The sequence below is a fragment of the Symbiopectobacterium sp. Eva_TO genome (genome assembly GCF_053848865.1).
In genome coordinates this window covers 1,718,599-1,733,148 of the sequence record NZ_JBSPEY010000004.1, presented here as the reverse complement: position 1 = coordinate 1,733,148, position 14,550 = coordinate 1,718,599, and the positions used below count along the sequence as shown (strand labels likewise).

Annotated in this window: 10 protein-coding genes and 7 pseudogenes; 6 read left to right on the top strand and 11 right to left on the bottom strand. The window is 51.5% G+C overall.

Features of this window, described 5'->3' with window-relative positions; all coding sequences use genetic code 11:
• Positions 1-50: 50 nt before the first annotated feature.
• Both ACWWJF_RS11165 and ACWWJF_RS11160 read right to left on the bottom strand, forming a co-directional pair.
• Positions 51-1,094, bottom strand: a complete 1,044-nt coding sequence (locus ACWWJF_RS11165; RefSeq protein WP_455869465.1) for a LacI family DNA-binding transcriptional regulator — start codon at positions 1,092-1,094, stop codon at positions 51-53.
• A gap of 300 nt (positions 1,095-1,394) precedes the next feature.
• A pseudogene (locus ACWWJF_RS11160) lies at positions 1,395-1,610 on the bottom strand (dihydrodipicolinate synthase family protein); the annotation flags it as partial.
• 71 nt (positions 1,611-1,681) lie between these two features.
• Here ACWWJF_RS11160 and ACWWJF_RS11155 point away from each other — a divergent pair.
• Positions 1,682-2,686: an IS110 family RNA-guided transposase gene (locus ACWWJF_RS11155; protein ID WP_455869464.1), complete on the top strand. Its 1,005-nt coding sequence runs from the start codon at positions 1,682-1,684 to the stop codon at positions 2,684-2,686.
• A gap of 283 nt (positions 2,687-2,969) precedes the next feature.
• Here ACWWJF_RS11155 and ACWWJF_RS11150 read toward each other — a convergent pair.
• A pseudogene (locus tag ACWWJF_RS11150) lies at positions 2,970-3,527 on the bottom strand (dihydrodipicolinate synthase family protein); the annotation flags it as partial.
• A 74-nt stretch (positions 3,528-3,601) separates the two neighbouring features.
• Between ACWWJF_RS11150 and ACWWJF_RS11145 the strand changes: the two are divergent.
• Positions 3,602-4,770, top strand: a protein-coding gene (locus ACWWJF_RS11145; RefSeq protein WP_455868400.1) for an IS3 family transposase whose coding sequence is annotated in 2 segments (ribosomal slippage) — positions 3,602-3,857 and positions 3,857-4,770 — 1,170 coding nt in all. Because the reading frame shifts where the segments join, the coding sequence is not laid out codon by codon here.
• 617 nt (positions 4,771-5,387) lie between these two features.
• On the opposite strand, the gene ACWWJF_RS11140 is transcribed toward ACWWJF_RS11145, so the two are convergent.
• A complete protein-coding gene (locus tag ACWWJF_RS11140) occupies positions 5,388-5,606 on the bottom strand; it encodes a protein SlyX (protein ID WP_455869463.1) in 219 nt (72 codons plus the stop codon).
• 212 nt (positions 5,607-5,818) lie between these two features.
• Between ACWWJF_RS11140 and fkpA the strand changes: the two genes are divergently transcribed.
• A complete protein-coding gene (gene fkpA, locus ACWWJF_RS11135) occupies positions 5,819-6,628 on the top strand; it encodes an FKBP-type peptidyl-prolyl cis-trans isomerase (protein ID WP_455869462.1) in 810 nt (269 codons plus the stop codon).
• A gap of 213 nt (positions 6,629-6,841) precedes the next feature.
• On the opposite strand, the pseudogene ACWWJF_RS11130 reads toward fkpA, so the two are convergent.
• The 6 genes and pseudogenes from ACWWJF_RS11130 to eptA all read right to left on the bottom strand — a co-directional run.
• A pseudogene (locus tag ACWWJF_RS11130) lies at positions 6,842-7,036 on the bottom strand (hypothetical protein); the annotation flags it as partial.
• 7 nt (positions 7,037-7,043) lie between these two features.
• Positions 7,044-8,212, bottom strand: a protein-coding gene (locus ACWWJF_RS11125; RefSeq protein ID WP_455868400.1) for an IS3 family transposase whose coding sequence is annotated in 2 segments (ribosomal slippage) — positions 7,044-7,957 and positions 7,957-8,212 — 1,170 coding nt in all. Because the reading frame shifts where the segments join, the coding sequence is not laid out codon by codon here.
• Between the two features lie 73 nt (positions 8,213-8,285).
• A pseudogene (locus tag ACWWJF_RS11120) lies at positions 8,286-8,762 on the bottom strand (transposase); the annotation flags it as partial.
• A gap of 86 nt (positions 8,763-8,848) precedes the next feature.
• A complete protein-coding gene (pmrB, locus tag ACWWJF_RS11115; protein ID WP_455869461.1) occupies positions 8,849-9,940 on the bottom strand; it encodes a two-component system sensor histidine kinase PmrB in 1,092 nt (363 codons plus the stop codon).
• Positions 9,937-10,605 carry a two-component system response regulator PmrA gene (gene pmrA, locus ACWWJF_RS11110; RefSeq protein ID WP_455869460.1) on the bottom strand — a complete coding sequence of 223 codons (669 nt, stop codon included), beginning with the start codon at positions 10,603-10,605 and terminating at the stop codon, positions 9,937-9,939. Before pmrA ends, pmrB begins: the two co-directional genes overlap by 4 nt.
• Positions 10,602-11,969, bottom strand: a pseudogene (eptA, locus tag ACWWJF_RS11105) (phosphoethanolamine transferase EptA); the annotation flags it as partial. The pseudogene eptA and the gene pmrA, both read right to left, overlap by 4 nt.
• Before the next feature lie 289 nt (positions 11,970-12,258).
• On the opposite strand from eptA, the pseudogene ACWWJF_RS11100 reads away from it, so the two are divergent.
• Together ACWWJF_RS11100 and ACWWJF_RS11095 are read left to right on the top strand one after the other, a co-directional pair.
• Positions 12,259-12,429: pseudogene (locus ACWWJF_RS11100) on the top strand (transposase); the annotation flags it as partial.
• Between the two features lie 67 nt (positions 12,430-12,496).
• Positions 12,497-13,501, top strand: coding sequence for an IS110 family RNA-guided transposase (locus tag ACWWJF_RS11095; protein WP_455871041.1), 1,005 nt, complete (start codon positions 12,497-12,499; stop codon positions 13,499-13,501).
• Here the strand turns inward: ACWWJF_RS11095 and ACWWJF_RS11090 are convergent.
• Positions 13,448-13,687, bottom strand: coding sequence for a hypothetical protein (locus tag ACWWJF_RS11090; protein ID WP_455868475.1), 240 nt, complete (start codon positions 13,685-13,687; stop codon positions 13,448-13,450). The genes ACWWJF_RS11095 and ACWWJF_RS11090 overlap by 54 nt on opposite strands.
• Before the next feature lie 76 nt (positions 13,688-13,763).
• Here ACWWJF_RS11090 and ACWWJF_RS11085 point away from each other — a divergent pair.
• A pseudogene (locus ACWWJF_RS11085) lies at positions 13,764-14,484 on the top strand (IS5 family transposase); the annotation flags it as partial.
• Positions 14,485-14,550: the final 66 nt, after the last annotated feature.

The window sequence follows — 14,550 nt, the reverse complement described above, 5'->3', positions numbered from 1 at the left end:
TTGAAACGCACGCATTAGCGGGCTGCATTGACCCGCTAATGTATGAGCGATTACCTGAGCGGTGCACTGGAACTGCGTGGAATAAGACTTGGCATCACGCGCCGAATGGTATCGACGGGCTCGGTGCCAGCCAGCAGCAATTCAACAGCAATCGAAGCAACGTGGTCGAACGGAATATGCACCGAAGAGAGCGGAACCGGCAAACGGGCGGACAGTGGAATATCGTTATAGCCTACTAGTGATAAATCCTGACCTATTGCCAGTCCCAATCGATGGGCTGCCGCCATAACGCCGAAGGCCAAATCGTCGTTGATGGCGAAAATGGCTGTGGGCCTGAGTGCTCCGCTCAGCAGCGCCATCCCTTCACTTTCTCCTGACTCAATGCTGAAACCGGATTCCCTAATCCAGGCGGGATTAGGGGGGAGCCCGGCCTCGCGCATTGCACGATGGAATCCTTCCCGGCGATAAGTTGCACCGGAAGAAAAGCTGGGACCCGCAACCATTCCGATATCACGGTGGCCCAGATCGATCAGATGCCGGGTTGCCAGATAACCCCCCTGTTCATCATCACCAATGGCTGAGCGGCTAACACCGTCGGTACGCAGCGCCAATACGTGGGCAACATTTTGCTGACGCAATTCCGCCGGCAAATGGTCATCCAGTCGGCTAGTGGCCAGAATCAGTCCATCGACGCGCCGATCGAGCAGGGAGGCTGCCGCCTGTTTTTCTTGCTCCGGATCGTCACCGCAGGTCGCAACAATCGCGAAATAACCGTAGTGCTCTGCTGCGCGGCAAATGGCCTCATACAATAACGCCATCACCATATCGCTCAGACGTGGCACCAGTACGCCGATGGTTCCCGTGCCGCCACGGCGCAGGCTGGAGGCCATTATGTCGCGTCGGTAACCCAACTCCTGTGCAACCTGACGTACACGTTCGGCTGCTTTGCTGCGTGACGGAGGTAACCGTTCATCCAGAACGCGGGAAACGGTGGAAACGCTCACCCCGGCTGCCGTGGCGACATCCTGTAAGGTGACGGGTTTGCTTCCCAACTTACGGCTTGAACCGTTGGGCGGAAAGGTATTAGGGTCCATGTAATCCCTTGATTTTTATTTTTAAAAAAAGGCACAGTGTGTTGCCAATGACATCCGCGCGGCGTTTACGAATTTATTATGTAATGGTTCCCAGGCTTTGGCTACACCTCGGAATTTTAAATCTGTGCCATGGCAGGATAATCAGGGATTACTATGCAAAAGCATACAATAATGCGCAACATATACGTTTGATTGCGCTAACAAGCGTGGGAAGTTGGATGCCGTTTGGATCGAAAATACGCCCGCCGTTCACGGTATGAAGGCGGGCGTATCCGTCATGTCAGCGTCGGAGTACGGGCATTAGCCAACGAATGACAGTTCAGCAGCGCGAATTGCGGCTTTGATTTCCTCTTCTGCGCCGGGTTCCAATGGCAGCAGCGGAGAACGCACTGTGGCGTGATCCAGAATGCCGCGCGCCACCAGCGCATGCTTCAGTGCCACGGTACCTTCCATGTGCGAACCACGGTGATACACGCTTTTGGTCACAGGCAGCAGGCGGTCATGGATCTCACGGGCTTAATGAGATGGTCACCCCCACTCTGTGAGCGGTACGCTGGCAGGGTGTTTTTCTTTCAGGAGAGGCCATCATGGAAAACGTTACTCTTATTGGTATCGATCTCGGTAAACATTCTTTTCATATTCATTGCCAGGATAAGTCAGGTAAAGCGCTTCTGCGTAAGAAGTTTACGCGCACAAAGCTAATGCAGTTTTTGGCGACGTGCCCGCCCTCGGTTGTTGTTATGGAAGCTTGTGCCGGTGCACACTTTATGGCGCGGCGTATCAATGATAGCGGCCATGAAGCAAAACTTATCTCTCCGCAATTTGTGCGCCCGTTTGTCAAGGGCAATAAAAATGATTTTGTTGATGCAGAGGCGATATGTGAAGCCGCATCCCGGCCGTCAATGCGTTTTGTTCAGCCGAAAACGGAGGTTCAGCAGGCGATGCGAGCACTGCATCGGGTCAGGGAATCTCTTATCAGAGATAAAGTAAAAACCACTAACCAGATCCACGGTTTTCTGCTGGAGTTTGGGATAAGCCTGCCAATCGGCGAGGCGGTAATAAAGCGACTGTCTCTGGTGCTGGCTGAGCACGAAATCCCCGCATACCTGAGCCGTCTGCTGATGAAGTTACATGCCCACTATCTTTACCTTGTCGAGCAAATAACAGCGCTGGAATCAGAATTAAATCAGTCAATCAAAGCTGATGATACTGCACAGCGAATTATGACAATTCCAGGCGTCGGTCCGATTACTGCCAGCTTACTTTCATCACAGTTCGGCGATGGAAAACAATTTTCATGTAGCAGGGATTTTGCGGCTTCCACAGGGCTTGTACCGCGACAATACAGCACAGGAGGCAAACCGACTCTGCTGGGGATAAGCAAACGAGGTGATAAAAATTTACGCAAACTTCTGGTTCAATGTGCCCGCTCGTTCATGATGCGACTTGAATATCAGCAGGGCAGGCTTGCTGAATGGGTTCGGGGGCAACTCGATAACAAACATTCAAATATTGTCGCCTGTGCTCTGGCAAACAAACTGGCGCGAATAGCCTGGTCAATCACAACTAATCACAATGAATATCAGGCCTGATGTTATGTAGAACTAAATCAACAGACTGATTATTAAGTAATTAAACAGCAGTTACCTATCTGGTTTTGCGAAGACTGATTATTGATGACATGAACGGCATATCGGCCTGCTGAAAAACCTGACGACAAAAATGGCTCACTGAAGCCGAGGGCTTTTTCAGGTTCACCAGGCGCGGAACTCATCGAGTCGCGGGCATCTCGCCCACAGAGACGCCGGATAGATTGAAGCAAGCCCACCATTAGTCAAAAATCAGTGTTGCAAAAATGGGGGGTGACCATAGATTGTAATCCTTCGCCTTGCCTGCTTTGATCATCTCTACCAGCAGTTCTGGTGCAATGTTGCCATAGCCCACCAGGAAACCGTCTACATCAAAGGCCGTTGAGAGCAGATATTCGTCATGACAGCTCAAAATTTGCAGGTCTGGGCGCTCACGGCGGATTACCGGGATCTCGGTGTCCCAGCGACGCATATTGCGCACGCCGTTCTTCATGGCAAACACACCGGGTTGAGCCGAAATTTCCAGCAACGTTTCCAGGCTATAGGTGCACTTAGTGGCATCGGGATACTGGAACAGGATCAGTGGCAGGCCACTTTCTTCATATACCTGGCGGTATTTATCCTGTGGTGCGCCTTTCTGATAGCCGAAACGCAGCCAGCCGTGAGAAGGATACAGCAGGCCCGCAGAGGCCCCTGCGCTGACGGCGCGCTTGGCTTCTTCGGCTGCCACTTCGGTGCCTTCTAGCGTGATACCCGCAATGATTGGAATGGCGCCGTTCACCGATTCCGCAAAAGCTTCAATCACTTTCATTTGCTCGCTCTGAGACATAAAGGTGCCTTCCCCTTGTAGTGGCACACTGATACTGGCCACCTGAGCGGAGGTGATATGCTCACCTCATCAACACGACAGGTGACCTCATGGGTAAACATTTTACGGCGGAATTTAAGCTCGAAGCCGCAAAGCTGGTTGTCGACCACGGCTACACATACGTTAAGGCCGCAGAGGCGGTTAATGTCAGCCATTCTGCCATTAGTCGCTGGGTCAATAAGCTTCGCCTTGAACGACAGGGAAAAACGCCAACGGGACTTCCTCTTACCCCTGAACAGCTCGAGCTGCGTGAGATGAAGAAAAAAGTCCAATGCCTTGAAATGGAGAACGAAATCCTAAAAAAGGCTACGGCGCTCTTAATGTCGGACTCACTCAACGGTTCACGGTAGTCGACAGGCTGAGGGCGCGATACCCGGTCACGGCGTTGTGCCAAACTTTTGAGGTACATCGCAGCAGCTACAGGCACTGGCAGGCTTCCGCTAATGAACCCGACGGTGAGCGCGTGGTTAAGTGTAGCCGCGTCATGGAAGCCTGGAACGCCAGCGGCGGCTCTGCCGGCGCTCGAAGTATCGCGACCATCGTCACCGGCAGCTCCGGTGTCAAAATGGGGCGCTGGCTGGCTGGCAAGCTGATGAAGGAGCTGGGTATCGCCAGCTGCCAGCGACCGGCTCACAAATACAAACGCGGCGGCAATGAACACGTTGAAATACCGAACTATCTCAACCGCCAGTTCGCGGTTACCGCGCCGGATCAGGTCTGGTGCGGCGATGTGACCTACATCTGGACGGGCAAATGCTGGGCTTACCTTGCGGTGGTGCTAGACCTGTTCGCCCGCAAACCGGTGGGCTGGGCCATGTCGACGTCGCCGGACTCGGCGCTGACAGTTAAAGCGTTGCAGATGGCCTGGGAACTCCGGGGACAACCAACAGGAGTCATGTTCCACAGCGACCAGGGCAGCCACTATACCAGCCGTCAATACCGGCAAGCCCTGTGGCGCTGCCGGATAAAGCAGAGTATGAGTCGGCGGGGTAACTGCTGGGATAATGCGCCAATGGAGCGGTTCTTCCGCAGCCTGAAGACAGAATGGGTGCCGACAAAGGGTTACAACAGCTTCAGCGAAGCCCAGGACGCGATTATCCGCTACATCACGGGGTATTACAGCGCTATCCGGCCTCACTGGTATAACGGCGGCTTAACTCCAAACGAATCTGAGCGACTGTTCTACATACAGTCTAATGCGGTGGCCAATATTAGTTGACCACTACACCTGCGTGGCCCAATACGGTCAGACTTTTTACGCCATCGATGCTGGCAAGCCAGGCACCCAGTTTTTTACACGCGGCGTAATCCACGGAACCATCGCGGTTGAACGGTGTGACAGGGGCAGGGTTCAGGCCATATCGTTATACACATCTTTCTAACGCACTGTTTAATCAATGAGTTACGGGTTTATCTCAGAGTGGCATTTTGAACCTCAAAAAGCCAATGGGATGGCTTGAATGCCTTAATTCACGGGGTTCTGAGCATCCTGTTCAAAAAATGGCCAAAAGATGTGTATAACGATATGGGTTCAGGCCACTTAAATCGATATTAATTTTGGTCATGATGTTCTCTTTTTAGTGTCATCGGAAAAATGAAAGAACGATTAATAACGTTCTCGGTAACGTTTGCATTTTTGGTTTTTCTGAAGGGACTGCCAAGAGCGATTTGCTGTAAGGATTTTTGTCTAACGGCTGGGGTTTTTTATTTTATATGATTTAAATCAATTAGTTAATTGGTTTTCTTGCGTGCAGAAAACCGTGTGTAACGCCTGGGATGATGTGATAAATGTGATCTGGCGCAACCGTAGAGGCACGGATGCGCCAGCGTTATTGATTAATAGTGTGGCGGTGGCGTCTCTTCGGACTGCGAGGCGAGAAGAGAAGGGGACGTCGCTTTCAATTTTTCCACTAACAGGCGTAGGTGCTCACGGATTTTCGCCATTTCCAATTCATGTTGGACGACCGTCTGATTCAACGCATCAATGGTGAGCTCCTGAAAAGCCAGCTTGCTTTCAAGCATTTCAATACGTTGCTCGAGTTGCGTATGGGACATTACGATTCCTCTGTATTTTGTCGTATCTAGCCGAATATTCGGAACCTCCGGACATCGACGAGGTCGGAAAATGGGCCTATGAATAATTCAGGGAATTTTATCAAAGGATTGTTGTGTGTGTCGTTGTGTTGTCTCGATACCCACAGTTATAGTAGTCGCGCATTTACGATTAATGTTTCTGGAGCCTGTCGTTCCAGACCGGGAGATGATAGATGAGATCACTATTTAAAGTAACGCTGTTAGCGACGACGATGGCACTGACGCTGAATGCTAACCTGGTAATGGCAGCAGAAGCGACCAAAGCGTCCGATGCGGCCCCAGCGGCAAAATTCAAGAGCGATGAGGATGCTGCCGCTTATGCGCTGGGGGCGTCCTTGGGGCGTTACATGGATAATTCCTTGAAAGAGCAAGAAAAACTGGGCATTACGCTGAATAAAGACCAGTTGATTGCCGGCGTTCAGGACGCGTTCGCTGACAAGAGCAAGCTGAGCGATGAAGAGATTGAGAAGACCCTGCAAGGTTTCGAAACGCGCGTGAAAACCGCAGCAGAAGCGAAAATGAAGCAGGATGCTAAAGAAAGCGCAGAAAAAGGCACCAAATTCCGTGATGCATTTGCCAAAGAAAAAGGCGTGAAGAAAACGGAATCTGGCCTGCTGTATCAGGTAGAAAAAGAGGGTACGGGCGCAGCGCCGAAAGAGAGCGATACCGTAGTGGTTAACTACAAAGGTACGCTGGTTGACGGTAGCGAGTTTGATAACTCTTACAAACGTGGCGAACCGCTCTCCTTCCGTCTTGACGGCGTTATCCCAGGCTGGACTGAAGGGCTGAAGCAGGTTAAAAAAGGCGGGAAAATCAAACTGGTTATTCCGCCAGAGTTAGCTTACGGCGAAAATGGCGTTCCGGGTATTCCGGCGAACTCTACGCTGGTGTTTGAAGTGGAACTGCTGGATATCAAGGTAAACGCTGATGCTAAACCGGCTGCTAAAGCAGAAAAACCTGCTGCCGAGAAAAGCGCAAAGTAAGCCGTAGTGGCTAACTGACAGCATCCATCCTTATCTCTTCGTCCCCGGCGTAGGCCGAGGACCCGGTACAAAGGGTGAGCGTTTAGCGTGAGAGAGATTCGCGCTTGCACGGGAATGACAGCGTTAAGGCAGTTTGTCAGTCACTTAGGCCGTGGGGTAACCCGCGGCTTTTTTTATGACGACCCTGTACATGATTCTGTGTAAATGCCTTTCTCAGTAGTGACCGTCCAGGCGGTCACCGAACTCGATAATAAAACGGTTCATTGCCATACGCCAGTCCCGCAGTGGCATCGTCCATTTCTGTGAGGCCGACTGGATTGCCAGCCACACCACCTTTTTCACTGCGTCGTCACTCGGGAACACCTTGCGTTTTTTAATCGCATGCCGGATCACACTGTTCAGCGATTTGTAGTGGTCAACTAATATTGGCCACCGCATTAGACTGTATGTAGAACAGTCGCTCAGATTCGTTTGGAGTTAAGCCACCGTTATACCAGTGAGGCCGGATAGCGCTGTAATACCCCGTGATGTAGCGGATAATCGCGTCCTGGGCTTCGCTGAAGCTGTTGTAACCCTTTGTCGGCACCCATTCTGTCTTCAGGCTGCGGAAGAACCGCTCCATTGGCGCATTATCCCAGCAGTTACCCCGCCGACTCATACTCTGCTTTATCCGGCAGCGCCACAGGGCTTGCCGGTATTGACGGCTGGTATAGTGGCTGCCCTGGTCGCTGTGGAACATGACTCCTGTTGGTTGTCCCCGGAGTTCCCAGGCCATCTGCAACGCTTTAACTGTCAGCGCCGAGTCCGGCGACGTCGACATGGCCCAGCCCACCGGTTTGCGGGCGAACAGGTCTAGCACCACCGCAAGGTAAGCCCAGCATTTGCCCGTCCAGATGTAGGTCACATCGCCGCACCAGACCTGATCCGGCGCGGTAACCGCGAACTGGCGGTTGAGATAGTTCGGTATTTCAACGTGTTCATTGCCGCCGCGTTTGTATTTGTGAGCCGGTCGCTGGCAGCTGGCGATACCCAGCTCCTTCATCAGCTTGCCAGCCAGCCAGCGCCCCATTTTGACACCAGAGCTGCCGGTGACGATGGTCGCGATACTTCGAGCGCCGGCAGAGCCGCCGCTGGCGTTCCAGGCTTCCATGACGCGACTACACTTAACCACGCGCTCACCGTCGGGTTCATTAGCGGAAGCCTGCCAGTGCCTGTAGCTGCTGCGATGTACCTCAAAAGTTTGGCACAACGCCGTGACCGGGTATCGCGCCCTCAGCCTGTCGACTACCGTGAACCGTTGAGTGAGTCCGACATTAAGAGCGCCGTAGCCTTTTTTAGGATTTCGTTCTCCATTTCAAGGCATTGGACTTTTTTCTTCATCTCACGCAGCTCGAGCTGTTCAGGGGTAAGAGGAAGTCCCGTTGGCGTTTTTCCCTGTCGTTCAAGGCGAAGCTTATTGACCCAGCGACTAATGGCAGAATGGCTGACATTAACCGCCTCTGCGGCCTTAACGTATGTGTAGCCGTGGTCGACAACCAGCTTTGCGGCTTCGAGCTTAAATTCCGCCGTAAAATGTTTACCCATGAGGTCACCTGTCGTGTTGATGAGGTGAGCATATCACCTCCGATCAGGTGGCCAGTATCAGTGTGCCACTACAGACTGCATCCAGTGGACGATTTTGCCATTCAGTAACCTGTTCCATCACGGCGTCGGTGACCTTCGAGACCAGCGCCGGTGAAACATCCGCGTCATACAGCTCTTTGAACGCAGACGCTATCTCGCGGGTGGTCATCCCTCTGGCGTACAGGGACAAGATTTGGTTATCCATCCCGGTGATCCGGGTCTGGTTTTTCTTCACCAGTTGTGGTTCGAAGGAGCCATCACGATCGCGCGGAGTACGTAGTTCCAGAGAGCCATCGCCGGTGGTCACGGTGTTTGTGGAATAGCCGTTGCGGGAGTTGGCCCCCGGTTTGGGCTGATTTTTATCGTAGCCCAGATGGTGGGACATTTCGGCGTTGAGAGCAGCCTCAACGCTGATTTTCTTCAGCAGGCGATCGAATTGGCTGAGATCGTCAGGGGTTTTGAGATTTTTGGCCAGTTCGTTAGCCAGAGCCTGCAACTGTTTTTCGTCCATAAATTAACCTGTTTTTGATGTTGGATTGAATATATCAAAATCAGGCAATTACACAAATTTATGTACAGGGTCTTTATGACGCCTCGTCAGGAAAGCAGCGGCGGGAAGGTGACCTCTGCCAGCGTGCCGTTTCCCTCACGCAGGTTGCTGAGCGTCAATGCACCGTGATGCAGTTGCGCCACGCGGGTGACAATACTCAACCCCAACCCGATGCCGCCGTAGCGCGTGTCCATGCGGACAAACGCCTTGCTCAATTCGCCAACTTTGCTTTCATCAATGCCTGACCCTTGGTCACGCACCTGCAAGGTGATTTCCGGGTCGGCGGTAAGCCGCACGGTAATCGTGCTCTCTGGGGGACTGTAACGGTGGGCGTTTTCGATCAAATTACGCAGCAGCAGTTGCAGTAACGTGGCATCGCCCTGTATCGCCACCTCTCCCTCGCTGATTTGCCAGTCAATACGCTGGTTGCGCTGACTGACCATCTCTTCCATCGCATCCTGTATGGGGACAATCACATCCTGAGCCAGCGAAACCTGTTGGTAGTGGCCGGAGGAAAACGCTACGGCGGGGCGCGCCAACTGAAGCAGTTGTTCAACGGTTCGTGTCATGGTATCGATGCGTGCAATCAGCGGTTGGCAATCGATCCCGTGACGCTGCTGCTGGAGTTCCAGGTGCAGCCGTATTCCCGCCAGCGGGGTACGTAATTCATGCGCGACGTCAGCGGTAAATTGGCGCTCTCGTTCCAGTGTTTCATTCAGGCGCACAAAGAGTTGGTTCATGGAGCGTGTCACGGCGGCAATCTCTTCCACCTGCTGATAATCGGCGATCGGTTCCAGGTTTTCCGCACTGCGGTTGCCTAATTCCGCTGCGAGGCGCGACAGTGGCCGCGTAATCCAGTTCACGGCCTGAATAGAAAGAAACAGAGAAGCCAGTACCATTACCAGACTAGGTATGCTGAGTGAGGCGATCGATTCGCGTATTTCCTTGGCGATATGCTCGTTGCGCGCGTGTTCGCTCAGCGTTTTATCCACCAGAAACTCGATCTGCTCCTTACTTTCATGCCATAGCCAGGCGACACTGATGAGCTGACACGTCAGCAAAATACATCCCAGCGCGATGATAAGCCGCCAGCGCATGCTGGCCGCAGGGGGAGACATCGAGCTGAAAATGCGTTTCATGATTCATCCTCGGTGGTGAACAGGTAACCGAAGCAACGCAAGGTACGGATGCGCGCTTTGCCGATTTTTTGTCGTAAATGATGAACGTGAACTTCAAGTGAGTTTGAGGCGGGATCGTCATTCCAACTGTAAATATCCTGATGCAGCAGTTCACGGTGAACGGGCTGCCCGGCTTTTAATACCAGCCTTGCGAGAATCGCAAACTCTTTGGGCGTCAGAATAACTGATTCGTGCTTCAGTCTCACCTGTTGAGTCGTGAGGTCAAGACAGAGATCGCCTACCACAACCAGATTGTCGCTTGGGCCTTGGTGGTGGCGGATCAGAGCTCTGACGCGTGCCAGCAGCTCCGTCAGCGCAAACGGCTTAACCAGATAGTCATCGGCTCCTGAATCCAGCCCGCTGACGCGATCGTCGACGGTATCGCGGGCGGTCAGGATTAATACGGGCATATGCTGGTGCTGTTTGCGCCAACGAGCCAGCAGTTGCAAGCCATCGCCATCCGGTAGCCCGAAATCCAGAACCACCAGACTGTATGGTGCGCTGTTTAACAGCGCATCCGCCTGCTTGGTTCCGCCCGCGCAGTCGCAGACGTACCCTTCCTGGCTGAGCGCCAGTAACAGTCCCTCTTGCAGTAAGGCATCATCTTCTACAATCAACAATCTCACGCAGTTTTATCCCGACATCCCTTGAGGATATCCCATTCAGGCTGATATTCGTTGGTAGTCACATTAAGCATTACCAGTATGGTGTGAAACAAATTGTCTTGCGAATAACTTTGCTTTTGCGCGTGTTGTCGCAAACATGTCTCCTGCACGGCAAATTATTGCTGGTAGTCGTGCGATAACCACATCAACATCGGAATATGTGTTTGTTGTGACGGGGCTACGGCATAGGGCATACTGTGTAAATAAACACCGTCTTCCCCCAATGATTCTCCATGGTCGGAGAGATAAACCAATGCGGTATTGAACTTATCCTGATGGTTTTTCAGCAGCTCGATAACGTGGTTTAATGTGTTATCCAGGTAAAGCAGCGTGTTGTCATAGGTGTTGGTTAACGCCGCTCGGGAACAGTTCTAAATCTGGTTAGTGTCGCAGGTCGGTGTAAAGTGTTTGAACGCCTCGGGATAGCGTTTGTAATAGGCCGGCCCGTGGCTGCCAATCGTGTGCAGCACAATAATGGCGTCGCTGTTCAGTTGATTGATATGCTCTTCCACGCCAGTGAACAGCGCCTCATCGTAGCATTCTCCGCCGCTGCATAAGCCCGGAGCTGCGATACTGGGAATATCTTTGCTGGGAACTCGATCGCAGACGCCCTTGCACCCGCCGTCATTTTCCTGCCACAACACATTGATGCCGGCGCGCTGAACAATATCCAGCAGCCCTTCCTGATGGCTGGCCAATGCGGCATCGTATTGCGTGCGTGGCATGTTAGAGAACATGCAGGGCACTGAAACGCCAGTAGAGGTGCCACACGACTGGGTATTATGAAAATAGATCACGTTGGCTTTTTTCAACTGCGGGTTGGTCTCTTTGCTGTATCCCCCCAGAGAGAAGTTTTCCGCGCGGGCGGTTTCCCCTACCACCAAAATGATTAGGTTTTTCTTACCATTAGCGTTTGCAGGACGTGGTCCCTGGTGTGCATCCAGGCCGATTTGCACCAAGGGCTGATTAGCCAACGCCCGATGTTTAAAGTAGGAAAGATTGGCGGCTATCACATTGCTGGGGGTAATAGATTTCACCAACTCCTTGTTATTTAGCATTAATGACGCGTAATCTTTGTAAAATAGCGCGGCGACGAGCAATATTGTCAACACTGACAGTGCGATAATCAAAAAGCGCTGACCCATACTAATCATGGTAAATGCTGTCGGTTTTATTTTTACCCACAAGGCGAAGCCGGCAGGCAAGACCCCGAACAGCAATACCCAGAGTACCAGTTGCGGGGTTAACAGATCGACAGATTCCGACACGTTGGTTTCCATCACATTCTGTATCATGGTGCGATCGATAATAATGCTGTAGTTCAGCGGCTTTGTTGAATAAATAGAAAGTTTGGGTAATCATCGGATCAGATCACCATAGTTGTTTCAACATCAGGTCTCCATGGCAAAACAAAATTTTAAAATCACTAACTGGCCCTCCTATAACCATATCGTTATACACATCTTTCTAACGCACTGTTTAATCAATGAGTTACGGGTTTATCTCAGAGTGGCATTTTGAACCTCAAAAAGCCAATGGGATGGCTTGAATGCCTTAATTCACGGGGTTCTGAGCATCCTGTTCAAAAAATGGCCAAAAGATGTGTATAACGATATGTCCTATAACAAGGCCCTCAAGCAGCGCGGTTCTCTAACCGTATGGCTAGATGAATCAGCCATTGCTGCATGGACGGAAAAAACGACTACTGAACGGCGTGGACGACCGCTCCACTACTCAGATATGGCCATCACCACAGTCCTGATGATGAAACGCGTGTTTGGCCTAATGAGATGGTCACCCCCACCCTGTGAGCGGTACGCTGACAGGGTGTTTCTTTATGGAGAAGGCCATCATGCAAAACGTCACGCTTATTGGTATCGATCTCGGCAAACATTCTTTTCACATTCATTGTCAGGATAAATCAGGCAAGGCATTACTGCGGAAAAAGTTTACCCGCACCAAACTCATCGAGTTTCTGGCTACGTGTACACCTACTACCGTTGTAATGGAAGCCTGCGCCGGTGCCCATTTTATGGCTCGTCGGATCAGTGAGCTGGGGCATGAAGTAAAGTTGATCTCTCCGCAGTTTGTCCGCCCTTTTGTCAAGAGCAACAAGAACGATTTCGTTGATGCCGAAGCAATATGCGAAGCCGGATCACGCCCTTCCATGCGGTTTGTGCAGCCAAGAACTGAGGCTCAACAGGCTATGCGAGCCTTGCATCGGGTCAGGGAGTCGTTGGTCAGAGACAAAGTTAAAACGACTAACCAAATGCATGCTTTTTTACTGGAGTTTGGTCTCAGCATGCCGAAAGGTATTGCGGTAATCAAAAGGCTTTCAGCTGTTCTGGCTGATAATGACTTGCCACCTTATCTGGCACAGTTGCTGCTTCGATTACACGATCATTACCAATATTTGGTTGGGCAGATAGCAGAGCTCGAAAGAGAACTTGGGCAGGCACTCTCTCTAGATGAAACTGGCCAGCATTTAATGACCATCCCTGGTGTTGGACCGATAACAGCCAGCGTTTTGTCATCACAGTTAGGCGATGGCAAGCAATATGAAAACAGTCGTAATTTTGCCGCTTCCACCGGTCTTGTACCCCGCCAATACAGTACTGGAGGGAAGAATACTCGGCTGGGTATTAGCAAGCGTGGAGATAAAAACCTTCGCCGATTGCTTGTTCAATGTGCGCGGGTATTTATCCTAAGAATTGACCATCAATCAGGGAGATTAGCTGATTGGGTAAGGTCTCAGTTGGGCAGGAAACATTCTTGCGTTGTGTGCTGTGCATTAGCAAATAAATTAGCTCGAATAGCTTGGGCAATAACGACACGAAATACCGTGTTTGAACAGTAATGCTGGTCTAACAGTCAGCAATTTAACGAAGTTACCCATCTGGTTTTGCGAAGACTGATTATTGATGACATGAACGGCCTGACGGCCTGATATAAAACCAAAAAATGAAAATGGCTCAATGAAGCCGATGGCCTTTTTAGGAATATCAGGTGCGAAACTCATCGTGGCGCGGGCATCCTTGGCCATAAAGACGCCGGATAGATTTAAGCAAGCCCACCATTAATCAAAGATCAGTGTTGCAAAAATGGGGGTGACCATAGATTCATTGAGGGCTTTACAGGGTTTTGTTGACTCGATTTTTAAACTGATTAAATTGTCGCTGCATTGTCCAGACTATTCGCTGCTCAGCAAGCGAGCAAAGACAGTGAACATCAGCATAAAAACGCCAACCCGTGGTGAAATCTCACATCTGGTCATTGATGGAACCGGCCTGAAGGTCTTTGGCGAAGGCGAATGGAAAGTCCGGCAGCATGGTGCCGACAGACGCAGGGTGTGGCGTAAGCTGCATCTGGCAGTAGACAGTGCGACGCATGAGATTATCTGTGCGGATTTGTCGCTCAGTGGTACGACTGATGCCCAGGCTCTACCGGCACTGATAAACCAGACCCACCGGAAAATCAGAGAGGCATCGGCTGACGGCGTTTACGATACAGGTTACTGCCATGATGCTCTGCTGAGGAAGAAAATAAGGCCGCTTATCCCGCCGCGAAGGGGGGCGCAATATTGGCCGGACCACTACCACGAGCGTAACCACGCTGTTGCAAATCAGCGCCTGAGCGGCAGCAACGATACCTGGAAAAAGAAAGTGGGCTATCACCGACGCTCAGTGGCTGAAACGGCCATGTTCCGGTTCAAAACGCTTCTGGGTGGTCATCTAAGTCTGCGTGACTACGATGATCAGGTGGGTGAAGCCATGGCGATGGTCTAAAGCGCTTAACCGGATCACGCTATTAGGAATGCCGAACAGTATTCGCATCAGGTAACAATCGACCTGGGGCACAGTCGTTACAAGTTCTGATTTATTCAACAAAGCCGTATCAACGTGCTGA